Below are 12,057 nucleotides of genomic sequence, written 5' to 3' on the forward strand. Positions count from 1 at the left end.
TCGAAGGTTTTAGGCAGAGATACCGCCGCCGTTTCGAAGTCATAGTCAAAGAGCCTGAATCCGTTTACCAATTGGTGAGCCGTAATCTGATGCCCGCGGGAATTGAAAACTACCTGCCGCTGTTTTTTGATGACATTGCGACCCTGTTCGATTACCTCCCCAGTGGCACCCAGCTTGTCACCTTAGGCGACATTGAAAAGTCGGCTCGCGCCCATTTGCAGGAGGTCGAAACCCGCTACCAAGATAGACGCGTCGATCCACTGCGGCCATTACTGGCGCCTAAAGAGCTGTATTTACTGATAGAAGAGTTATTTGCGGCCTTTAAACCCCTGCCCCGATATCAGTTTATTGCCCCCAGTTTGGGAGTTAATGACGATAAGGGCTCGGTGATCGATGCCCAGTTGTTACCCGACATCAGTGCCAATCACAAATTAAAACAACCCCTATTGGCATTGCAGGATTACGCTCAGAGTGCACCGCGCATCCTATTCAGTGCCGAATCCGAAGGACGACGTGAGGCCCTGTTCGAACTCTTAGATAAAATCCAGCTTAAACCCACGTTATTTAGCCATTTTAATGAGTTTATTCAAAGCGATGCTAAATTAGGACTCATAGTTTCGCCGCTATCACGGGGCTGTTTACTTAAGCTCAATGCAAGGGATGCGGTCAGCATTATTTGCGAAACCGAGCTTTTTGGACACCGCATTTCCCAACAGCGCCGCCGGGAAAAACAGCGTCAGATCAGCAATGATGCCCTGATTAAAAACCTAGCCGAACTCAAAGTGGGCCAGCCCATAGTGCACCTCGAGCACGGAGTGGCCTTGTATCAAGGGCTCATCACCTTAGATACGGGCGGTCTGGTGGCGGAATACCTGCAATTGGAATACGCAGGGGGCGATAAACTCTATGTGCCCGTCTCGAATCTGCACCTTATTAGTCGCTACAGTATGGGAGCCGATGGCGATGCGCACTTAAATAAACTCGGCAACGAGACGTGGGCCAAGGCAAAAAATAAAGCCATTGAAAAAATTCGGGATGTGGCGGCGGAATTACTCGATGTTTATGCCCGTCGTCAGGCTCGTCCGGGTGAAAGCTGCGCGATTGACGAAGAGGAATACGCCCAATTTGCCCAAGGGTTCCCCTTCGAGGAGACTGTCGATCAAGAAAGCGCCATTCATGCGGTATTAGCGGATATGCAATCGCCTACCGCCATGGACAGATTAGTTTGCGGCGATGTGGGCTTTGGTAAAACCGAAGTGGCCATGCGCGCCGCCTTTGTGGCCGTCAACGCCGGTAAGCAAGTGGTTGTCCTAGTGCCGACCACACTGCTTGCCCAGCAACATTATGAAAACTTTAAGGACAGATTCGCCGACTGGCCAGTCGTTACCGAAGTCATGTCTCGTTTTAGAACGGCTAAAGAGCAAGACCAAGTGCTTAAGCAGCTTGAAGAAGGCAAAGTCGATATCGTTATTGGTACGCATAAGTTGCTGCAATCCCAAGTGAAATTTGAAAACTTAGGCTTACTTATCATAGATGAAGAACACAGATTCGGTGTGCGTCAAAAGGAAAAAATCAAAGCGCTGCGGGCCAATGTGGATATTTTAACCCTGACGGCAACGCCGATCCCGCGCACCTTGAACATGGCCATGTCGGGTATGCGTGATCTATCGATTATTGCCACTCCGCCCGCCAAACGCTTAGCCGTCAAAACCTTTGTCCGTGAATTCGATCTCGCCACAGTGCGCGAGGCTATACTGCGGGAAATCCTCCGTGGTGGCCAAGTGTATTATCTGCATAACAATGTCGAAACCATCGAAAAATGCGCCCAGGATATTATCGATTTACTGCCCGAGGCTCGGGTCGTCGTGGCCCACGGGCAAATGCGAGAGCGGGATCTTGAGCGGGTGATGTCGGATTTTTACCATCAAAGATTCAACGTCTTAGTCTGTACCACTATTATCGAAACCGGTATCGATGTGCCCAGTGCTAATACTATTATTATCGAGCGTGCCGATACCTTCGGTCTGGCGCAGTTACATCAATTACGGGGCCGCGTCGGACGCTCGCACCATCAGGCCTATGCCTATTTAATGACTCCGCATCCCAAACGTATGACCAGTGATGCGCGTAAACGCTTAGAAGCCATAGATGCACTCGAAGATCTCGGTGCCGGTTTTATGCTGGCCACCCAAGATTTAGAGATCCGCGGCGCAGGTGAACTCTTAGGCGATGAGCAGAGCGGCCATATCTCTAAGATTGGCTTTAGCCTGTATATGGAAATGCTCGAATCGGCGGTAAAGGCACTTAAAGAAGGCAAAGAACCGTCGCTCGCACAAATGCTGAATCAACAATGTGAAATAGAGCTGAGGATCCCAGCACTACTCCCCGAGGCCTACGTGGGTGATGTGAATGTTCGTCTATCCTTGTATAAACGGATTGCGGGCTGCGAAACAGAGGCGGCGCTCGACGAGTTAAAGGTCGAATTGATCGACCGTTTTGGTTTACTACCCGAGGCCACTAAAAATCTGATGGAAATGACCCTCTATAAACATCAAGCGACTCGCCTAGGCGCAACCAAAATTGAAGTGCATGCCACGGGTGGCAGTATCGAATTTAGCAATGACCATGTGATCGACCCAGGCTTTATTATTGGGTTACTCCAAAGCCAGCCACAAATCTATCGAATGGAAGGGCCGAATAAGTTAAAGTTCAGCCTTCCCGCTGAAACGGCGAAGGATAGGCTCGCTTTAGTCAAACTCTTGCTCGAACAACTATCTCAACATCAATCGCAACATCGTCTTGGAGATAAATAGTGTTACGTCAACTCGCGGTCTCTATCGCTACATTCATGGCACTCTCACACAGTCAGCTTGCCCGTGCCGAAGCTTGGTTCGAGGTGGAAGTCTATGTGTTTGAACGCCAAAGCCAAACAACCGAGCAATGGCCAAATGCCCCCATTGCCACCAACACCCATAGCGCCATCGACTTTATTTCTCCCCTCGTTGCCCAAGTTGTCACCCCTATGGGTTCAGCGGCAACACCCTGCACGCTCGTGTTTGATGCCGATGCCAATAGCCACTGTGCAGAGCAACTCAATGCCGACGGCACGACTGTAGATAACTTCAGCAGCGATGGCACCTCAGCCCCGGCTGCGATAGGCACAGCTCCTGCGGCGATAAACACTGTCGCCACCGAATACCGCTATCCATCGACTATCCCATCGGAAATCGGTAACAACAATACGGCGAATGCGTCCTCCGGTGCCGATGCCCTATTACTCTCCAGCAGTCAAGGGCAATTTGCTAGTATCATCAGTAGTTTATCGAGGGAGCGTGGTAATCGCAGCCTATTACATATGACATGGCAACAACCGATGCGCAGTAAGAGTGGCGCAGTGCCTATCCATTTATTTGCGGGTAAAGACTTCTCTGGCACCTACCATTTCGATGGTCGTAAAATTGCGCAACAAGCATTAAACGAACCCATGCTAAATGCCGACGGAACCCCAATGCCCATGCCGACGGTATCACCCGTTTGGGAGCTAGATGGCACGCTCAATATCTATTTAAATCATTATTTATATATCGAAACGGCCTTAAATCTGCGTAAGGAAGGCAGAAAATTAATGGCCGTTGAAAATACCGATCTGGCGACAGTCACAACTCCACAACCTAAGGTGATGACACCTTATTTAATGGCGATCCCACTCGAACAAAATCGCCGGGTAAAGAGTGAGGAGATCCATTACTTAGATCATCCCGAAATGGGCATGGTGATCCAAATTCGTAAAATGGCACAGCCGAGCAACCCGGTTGGGCAGGATGCTGGAGTGGCACAAACCGTCCAGTATTAATAGTGTAAATGTGGGATAGCCAATGGCAGTAAAAGTTGTTAACTGGCTATCCCCGTTCACACTTTCCACTGTGTATTTCGCAATAAAACGGGCTAATACAACAAGTTAATAAATGGGCTAAGATTGCACAATGGAAAAGTCGAGGTAGATATCATCGGCTTTATCTTCACCCACAGTCACTGTGAGTCCCTCGGTGCAGGGCACACCCACTTCGCACCAAGCAATCAAGTTATTCACCGCAATATCACTGCCTTGGGCTAAAACCTCAACACTGCCATCCCGGCAATTCGTCACATAACCTGTCACACCTAAGGCCCTCGCCTTTGTCAGTGTCGCATGCCGACATCCCACTCCTTGTACTTTACCAGTCAAACGAATTAATACTCGCTTCATTTCACGCCCCTTTTCCACGTATCTCATTATTGGATTAAGCATAGCCGCAATTATCCAAAGGCTAAGTGTTAACCTCTGGATCTGTAGAGCAAAAAACAAACAAAGATTATTTTTAGGCAAAAAAACAGCTAACAAGACTGCTGTTAGCTGTGTCGGGCGACATACGCAAAGGGATATCCAATTACTGGACAAAGATAGCATCAACTCTGTAGCATTTTGTTACAAAATGACAAGGGTCGCTACTCTACACAATAAATAATTATTTTCAAGAGTTTGAAAAATAAACCTATCCAGACTTAATCAATATAATGCTTTTAGCTGAGGATCGGTTTGCAACCATCTAGGCACTGTTCACCATGCAAAACACTGTATATTCGTGCAAATTGGACTTGGTACTACAAGAACTGAGGGCTAAAAGCTGTCGGAAAATACACCGATGGTGAACTGGATGGCAACTGGTAATGGTGGCGTGAGGACGGCCCCCCCTGCAGGTCGGCTCCTTCAACTGCAGTCAACAGGTCGGCCCTTGGAAGCGCGACTAGGAGCATGGTCAGTTGTGGGACGAAGGTACATACGAAGGCGGCATAACAAATAAGAATAGGCATCGAAATGAATGAGGGATCACGGCTACTGTCGATTTCGGGGAGCCTCATTCGTCTACATAGACGAAGCCGCGCGTTAATCGGTCAGGCTGTCCCATCATCGGATAAGGTCCCTATTATGAATAGACGCATCATCACGCAGCTTCTACAGATAACTGTAGCAACCGTTTTTTTATGTTGAGTTTAGTCACTCCAAGGAGTCAGCAATGAATCAAACCAATCCTACTGCCCAGACTGGTTACGCCCTCGTCAACGGCCTCCAAATTTACTTCGAGATCCACGGTGTCGCGAACTCTCCGCAACCGCCTTTGGTACTGTTGCACGGCGGTGGTGACACAATTGGCACTTCCTTTGGCCATCTCCTGCCAGTGCTCGCACGCAATCGACAGATTATCGCCTTCGAGCAGCAAGGTTATGGCCACACCGCCGACATTGCCGACCGTTCATTTAGTTTTGAGCAGTCAGCCGACGACACCGCTGCGCTGTTACACTACTTGCACATTGAGAAAGCCGATTGCTTTGGCTTCAGCAATGGCGGCACCATCGCTTTGCAGGTGGCAATCAGACATCCGAACATCGTGCGCAAACTCGTATTGGCATCGGCCCTTCTCAGGCGCGATGGCGCGTATCCATGGCTCTGGGAGGCAATCGACAATGCCAAGCTGGAGAACATGCCACAGGAACTGCAGGAGGCATATCTCAAGGTTGCGCCGCACCCCGAGAACCTGCAGATGTTTCATGACAAAGCTGCCCAGCGCGTACGTGAATTCAACGACATCCCGAGTGATGCTATCCGCGGTGTCAATGCACCAACACTCGTTATTGTCGGTGATGCCGACGTCATACGTCCCGAACATGCTGTGGAGACGTTCCGGCTCATCCAACACGCACAGCTTGCCGTGCTCCCCTGCACGGATCACATGAAGTTGACTACTCGCACTGAGTGGTTAGTGCCGATGATCGAGGGGTTTCTTGATGAATAAACGCAAAGTGACAGCGGCCCGCTCAGCTTTCGTTCATAAGTTCAGGTGGGGCGATGCCTAATCGGGTAGCCGCAGGTATCTATCCTCCAGTCCCAACAAGCGCTTGAAAGGTGAACCATGGTGATTAGCGAAACGACCGTCCGCCCCATGGACGGGGCGGTCGAGCATCCAAGGATGGACTGGCTGCGAGTCGGTGAGTGGATGCCATGGCAAGCCTATATGAGTGGATATCAGCTAGCACTAAGATCCTAAAAGCTGAAATTAAAAGCTATCAAATACCATTTATCTACACTTTTCTATCCAAAATCAACACAGTCAATCGCCGATAAGATAAACCCACTCCCCTCTTTAATATAAAAAGAGGAGTGATACTTTTGCCCAATCGATATAAATCAAGCCAACTTAAAGGCTTTTATTTTGGGGAGATGTGCGGCGAGTTGGGGGAATTTATGGGGCTGAACTTCATCCCATTCAATCGAATAATAGGGCTTTAACTCGCTAGCGAGCTGCTGATTATCGAACATCTCATCATTGACAGAAAATATACACATGGCCTTGTGGGTATTCTTTTCGCGGAATTGAGACACACACTTATTGGCAATATCGGCATATTCTTCAGGGCGATCAATCTTGCCCTGCATATTATCTTCGGGGTGCAAATTGGGGTTAATTAACACTGATTTTAGGCCATTTAAAAATCCAATTCGTTCGGCCCAATATCCGCCGAGCCCAACGCCAACCATCAAAGGCGCTGGGTCGTCGGTATATTGCCTCTGCTTCGCCACTTCCTTAAGCAGATGCTGCATATCGTGTCTAGGGTGTAGCGTGCTGTAACTTAATAAACGCACATCGGGGTCAATAAACTGCAACTGCCGCATTTTCTCATGATTACCAGGGCTAGTAGCATCAAATCCGTGAAGGTAGAAAATCATATCAAGGCCTTTTACAGTGTGAGATAACACGAGTTGTTAACGAGTGACACCTATTACCCTAGCAAAAGTTTGTGTCAGAACCTTGCGTTGCATCAAACTTTTGCCTGTTGGGCCAAACAAATCTGTTCAGCTAACTGTTTCGCATTTTCCCAACGAGCCGTATTATCGAGCGCTACGGCCGTTTGTGCGGCATTGGGTTTAAGTAAACTCGCAGGATACTGCGGCGCGCTCGCTGGCCATGTAAAACCATCCAGCAGCGACATTACGCCCGCATTGTCATTGCACACTAAAATCATATCGCAACCGGCAGCTAACGCCGCGCTGGCCCTTGCACGATAATCGCCCGCAAATCCAGCGCCTTGCATGCCAAGATCGTCAGAGAAAATCACTCCGTTAAAGCCAAGTTCTTTGCGCAGCACTTGTTTTAGCCAGTATTCGGAGAAGCCCGCAGAATTGGGGTCAACTTTAGGATAAACCACGTGCGCGGGCATCACGCCTAATAACTTTTCTTTTGCGATCAATTCTTTAAACGGTTGGATATCCTTTGCAAAAATCGCCTCGGCATCGCGCTCATCAATCGGTTTCTCGTAGTGCGAATCCGCCACTACACTGCCATGACCGGGGAAATGTTTACCCACGGCGCCCATGCCAGCGGCGGCCATGCCCGCAATAAAGCTTTCGGCCAGTGTAATCACCTCGGCGGGCTCTGGGCTAAAGCTGCGTTTACCTATGACTTGGCTCACACCGTTTAAGTCCAACACGGGCGCGAAACTTAAGTCGATATCGCAGGCCAGTAGTTCAATTGCCATCAAGAAACCGAGTTCACAGGCCCAACGCTTTGCCAGTGCCATATCACCTTTAGCGGCGGGTAAAATATCCCCCATCGCCGGAATTAACGTGAAACCATCCCGAAAACGCTGCACCCGGCCACCTTCATGGTCAACGGCGATCAGAATGTCGGGGCGAATTTGGCGGATCTGTTGCACTAAGGAGATTAGCTGCCCACGGCTCGAAAAATTGCGGGAAAATAGAATTAAGCCACCCACCTGCGGATGGCGAAGCATTTCAGCTTCTGCTTCACTGACATCCACCGAGAGCAAATCCAACATTAAATAACTCATACTTCTCCCTAAAAATATTCATTCATACTCAAAAAATAACCACAATAGCTAAAGTCAATATGTGTCACACAAAATACCAAAAAAGCGAACTATTCACTATTACAGCCCTTTTAAAATCGACAATCTTACCCGCTGACAGGGCAAACTGATATGGCGAGTTAAGCTCAACTTATCCGAAGTCTTTTATATCAAAAAAACTAATGTGAATTGTCACACTGTTCTATGTGATACTGATAGCAAGAGTATCACACTAGCAGATCCCGCCGGAATGCTGCCTGCAGTTTGCCAGAGTTTGCGTCAACAAGGCTAGCCTGCTTTATACCGAACTGCGAGCAATCCCGTGGGCTCAGACTAGAATAAAAAGTAAGACACAACAGGACTTCAACCATGATTAGCGTATTTGATATGTTCAAGATCGGCATAGGCCCTTCGAGTTCACATACCGTCGGCCCGATGAAAGCGGGCAAAATTTTTATGCAACACCTCTCCGATGCCGATCTTCTTTCCCAAGTGGATGAACTAAGAGCCGAACTCTTTGGCTCCCTCGGACAAACGGGTAAAGGCCACGGCACGGGTAAAGCAGTGATTTTAGGCTTAATGGGTGAAGATCCTGAAACCGTAGAGACCGACAGCATAGATGGCATCCTTGAGCATGTCTCTAAGAGTGAAACCCTGACACTGAGCACAGGGAAAATCGTCAAGTTTACCCGTGAAGACGGCATCACCTACCACAGACGTAAGACCCTGCCAGCCCACGCCAATGCGATGACCTTATATGCCTATTGCAAGGATAAATGCATTTTTGAGCGCACTTACTATTCTGTCGGCGGCGGCTTTATCTTAGATGAAGATGAAATTAGCCAGCGTAATGCTTCACCAGCGTCACAGATTGAAGCCGCACCCTTTGATTTTGTGAGTGCCGCTCACTTACTCGAATTATGTAGCGAACAGGGTCTGAGCATTTCTTCTTTGATGATGGCGAACGAATTGAGTTTAGCCACTGAAGAGGAAGTCAAAGCCAAGCTGTGGAATATTTGGCAGACGATGAAAACCTGTATCGAGCGCGGTTATCAAAAAGAAGGCATTTTACCCGGCGGCTTAAAACTGCGTCGCCGCGCCCCAGCACTGTACCGCCGCCTGAAAGCCGAAGGCCGTAACAACGTCGACCCATTAACGGCAATGGATTGGGTCGATTTATTCGCCCTGTCGGTCAACGAGCAAAATGCCGCCGGCGATCGCGTCGTCACGGCGCCAACTAACGGTGCAGCCGGGATTATTCCTGCGGTTTTATGCTATTACGATACCTTCGTACAAGAAGTGGATATCGATGTCTGCGCCCGTTATCTATTAACTGCCGCCGCGATTGGTATTTTGTACAAGAAAAATGCCTCGATTTCTGGCGCCGAAGTGGGCTGCCAGGGTGAAGTCGGCGTGGCCTGTTCTATGGCCGCTGGCGCACTGACTGAAATCATGGGCGGTACGGTTGAGCACGTTGAAAACGCAGCCGAAATCGGTATGGAGCATAACTTAGGCTTAACCTGCGATCCTGTCGGCGGCCTAGTGCAAGTGCCTTGTATCGAACGTAATGCCATGGGCGCGATCAAGGCGATCAACGCCTCGCGTATGGCCCTACGTGGTGATGGTAACCATAAGGTTTCACTGGATAAAGTGATCAAAACCATGATGGATACCGGCAAAGATATGCGCAGCAAATACAAAGAAACCGCCAAAGGCGGTCTAGCGGTCAATATTGTTGAGTGCTGAGTGTTAGTTCACTCTCGTTAACCGCTTAAGCTGCACCATAAAAAATGCCGCAACTCAGTGAGTTGCGGCATTTTTATTTAGCTATTTTACGGCTAAATCAACGATTCAGGGCTTAAAATACAAGCTATGGAACTTAAGGTGCTCTTCAATAAAGCTCGCGATAAAGTAGTAGCTGTGATCATACCCCGGCTGCATACGCACATCTAAGGGATAACCCTTAGCATGGGCAATATCCACCAGGGATTGTGGCATCAGTTGGGTGTCTAAAAAGCTGTCGGCTTCACCTTGGTCAATCAGTACTGGTACTTCACTAATCGCAAGCTTAAGCAACTCACAGGCATCGTACTGGCGCCAATGTTCGCGATTCTCACCTAAATACTCACTAAAGGCTTTAATACCCCAAGGCGCATTACTCGGATTCGAAATCGGACTAAAGGCCGAAATTGAGCTGTATCTGTGCGGATTACTAAGGCCAATCACCAAAGCACCATGGCCGCCCATCGAATGGCCGGAGATGGCGCGCTGGGTGGTAACCGGAAAATGCGCTTCAATCAAGGCCGGCAGCTCGTGGACGATGTAATCGTACATTTTGTAATGGCGATTCCACGGGGCTTTGGTCGCATTGAGGTAAAACCCCGCGCCTAGGCCCAAATCGTAGGCTTTGTCCGCCGCATCGGGCACATCGTCACCGCGAGGGCTGGTATCGGGGGCAACAATCGCCATCCCAAGTTCAGCCGCCATGCGCTGGGCGCCCGCCTTCTGCATAAAGTTTTCATCGGTGCAGGTTAGGCCTGAGAGCCAATACAGCACAGGCACAGGTTTATTTACCGCTTCTGGCGGTAGATAAATGGCAAAGCGCATCTCGCAGTTTAACGACTGAGATTGATGGCGATACTGCTTATGCCAACCGCCGACACTCTTGTTACAACTGATATTTTCTATGGTCATACAAGTCCTTTTAAGCTCAATCTGTTAGCGCTTGGTCTTAGCGTTTGTCTTAGCGTTAGTCAGCTACTCAGTTGGCAACACGGCAGACAGATTTGCACCTGTCTGCCGGTTTGTCACATCAAGCTTAAGCATCTGCTTAGCGTTAGTGTGCGAAATCGCTTATTTATCAAAATGGATCACGCTGCGAATGCTCTTACCTTGGTGCATTAACTCGAACGCTTCATTGATTTGCTCAAGTCCCATGGTATGAGTGATAAAATCATCGAGCTTAAACTCACCGGCTAAGTAACGCTCAACAATGTGGGGCAGTTCAGAGCGCCCTTTCACACCGCCAAAGGCGGAGCCGCGCCACACTCGGCCAGTAACAAGCTGGAATGGACGGGTTGAAATCTCTTGGCCAGCACCGGCAACACCGATGATCACCGACTCGCCCCAGCCCTTATGGCAACACTCTAAGGCGCTGCGCATCACGTTGACGTTGCCGATACACTCAAATGAATAATCTACGCCGCCGTCGGTCATCTCAACGATCACTTCTTGGATAGGCTTATCGAATGATTTAGGGTTGATGCAATCGGTCGCGCCGAGTTTTTTGGCTAACTCAAACTTAGATTCGTTGATATCAATCGCGATAATGCGGCTGGCTTTTGCCATAGTCGCACCAATGATCGCCGATAAACCGATACCGCCGAGACCGAAAATCGCCACGGTCGCGCCCTCTTCCACTTTGGCCGTGTTCATCACAGCGCCCATGCCTGTGGTTACGCCGCAACCTAACAGGCAAATTTCTTCAAGCGGCGCGCTCTTATTGACTTTAGCCAATGAGATTTCCGGCAACACAGTATATTCAGAGAAAGTCGAGCAACCCATGTAATGGAAAATTGGCTTACCATCGAGATAAAAACGCGTGGTGCCATCGGGCATTAAGCCTTTACCTTGGGTCGCTCGAATTTTTTGGCACAGGTTAGTCTTGCCCGATAGGCAAAACTTACACTCGCCGCACTCAGGGGTATAAAGTGGGATCACATGATCGCCCACTTGTACACTGGTCACGCCCTCGCCCACTTGCTCAACGATACCGCCGCCTTCGTGGCCTAAAATCGCCGGGAATACCCCTTCTGGATCGTCACCGCTCAGGGTAAAGGCATCCGTATGACACACGCCGGTGGCCACAATGCGTACTAAGACTTCGCCCGCTTTAGGTAACATCACATCCACTTCTTCAATCTTCAGTGGTTGTCCGGGCCCCCAAGCAACAGCGGCCTTTGATTTAATAAACTGCGGTTTTTCGTTCGACATTGTTACCGTCCCTTGATAGGTAATAGGAGAAAATGATTGTTGTAATCGATGCCACTTAAGCTCGAGGATATTGACTCAAGCATACGGACTCAACATAAGAGCCTACGCATACGCAGATGCCATTGCACTTATGCTGCTGCACTGATGCTAATGAACTGATGT

The 12,057-nt window shown here is 49.2% G+C and carries 10 protein-coding genes; 5 read left to right on the top strand and 5 right to left on the bottom strand.

What is annotated here, in order from left to right; translation table 11 throughout:
* Window positions 1–2,813 (top strand): transcription-repair coupling factor (gene mfd, locus COW15_RS15150; protein WP_293633342.1); only part of this gene is annotated, 2,813 nt, incomplete at its 5' end.
* The gene (locus tag COW15_RS15155; protein WP_293633343.1) at window positions 2,813–3,853 is read left to right on the top strand and encodes a peptidoglycan binding protein CsiV; all 1,041 of its coding nucleotides are present in this window, start codon (window positions 2,813–2,815) and stop codon (window positions 3,851–3,853) included. The genes mfd and COW15_RS15155, both read left to right, overlap by 1 nt.
* A gap of 117 nt (window positions 3,854–3,970) precedes the next feature.
* On the opposite strand, the gene COW15_RS15160 is transcribed toward COW15_RS15155, so the two are convergent.
* Entirely contained in the window at window positions 3,971–4,246 is a 276-nt protein-coding gene (locus tag COW15_RS15160) for an acylphosphatase (protein ID WP_293633344.1), read from the bottom strand.
* 808 nt (window positions 4,247–5,054) lie between these two features.
* Between COW15_RS15160 and COW15_RS15165 the strand changes: the two genes are divergently transcribed.
* Both COW15_RS15165 and COW15_RS15170 read left to right on the top strand, forming a co-directional pair.
* A complete protein-coding gene (locus COW15_RS15165; RefSeq protein WP_293633345.1) occupies window positions 5,055–5,831 on the top strand; it encodes an alpha/beta hydrolase in 777 nt (258 codons plus the stop codon).
* A 117-nt stretch (window positions 5,832–5,948) separates the two neighbouring features.
* Window positions 5,949–6,083: a hypothetical protein gene (locus tag COW15_RS15170; RefSeq protein ID WP_293633346.1), complete on the top strand. Its 135-nt coding sequence runs from the start codon at window positions 5,949–5,951 to the stop codon at window positions 6,081–6,083.
* A 140-nt stretch (window positions 6,084–6,223) separates the two neighbouring features.
* On the opposite strand, the gene ycfP is transcribed toward COW15_RS15170, so the two are convergent.
* On the bottom strand, window positions 6,224–6,763 hold the full coding sequence (gene ycfP / locus COW15_RS15175; RefSeq protein ID WP_293633347.1) for an alpha/beta hydrolase YcfP: 540 nt from the start codon (window positions 6,761–6,763) through the stop codon (window positions 6,224–6,226).
* A gap of 92 nt (window positions 6,764–6,855) precedes the next feature.
* Entirely contained in the window at window positions 6,856–7,884 is a 1,029-nt protein-coding gene (gene nagZ, locus COW15_RS15180; protein ID WP_293633348.1) for a beta-N-acetylhexosaminidase, read from the bottom strand.
* Window positions 7,885–8,271: 387 nt separating this feature from the next.
* Here nagZ and COW15_RS15185 point away from each other — a divergent pair, with 387 nt between their 5' ends.
* Complete coding sequence (locus tag COW15_RS15185; protein WP_293633349.1) at window positions 8,272–9,648, top strand: L-serine ammonia-lyase; 1,377 nt, start codon at window positions 8,272–8,274, stop codon at window positions 9,646–9,648.
* 105 nt (window positions 9,649–9,753) lie between these two features.
* On the opposite strand, the gene fghA is transcribed toward COW15_RS15185, so the two are convergent.
* Both fghA and COW15_RS15195 read right to left on the bottom strand, forming a co-directional pair.
* A complete protein-coding gene (gene fghA, locus COW15_RS15190; RefSeq protein ID WP_293633350.1) occupies window positions 9,754–10,596 on the bottom strand; it encodes an S-formylglutathione hydrolase in 843 nt (280 codons plus the stop codon).
* Between the two features lie 159 nt (window positions 10,597–10,755).
* Window positions 10,756–11,895, bottom strand: a complete 1,140-nt coding sequence (locus tag COW15_RS15195; protein WP_293633351.1) for an S-(hydroxymethyl)glutathione dehydrogenase/class III alcohol dehydrogenase — start codon at window positions 11,893–11,895, stop codon at window positions 10,756–10,758.
* Between the last annotated feature and the right edge of the window lie 162 nt (window positions 11,896–12,057).

Origin of the sequence: Shewanella sp. CG12_big_fil_rev_8_21_14_0_65_47_15 (genome assembly GCF_002783505.1) — a bacterium.
In the GTDB taxonomy this organism is placed as follows: Bacteria; Pseudomonadota; Gammaproteobacteria; order Enterobacterales; family Shewanellaceae; genus Shewanella.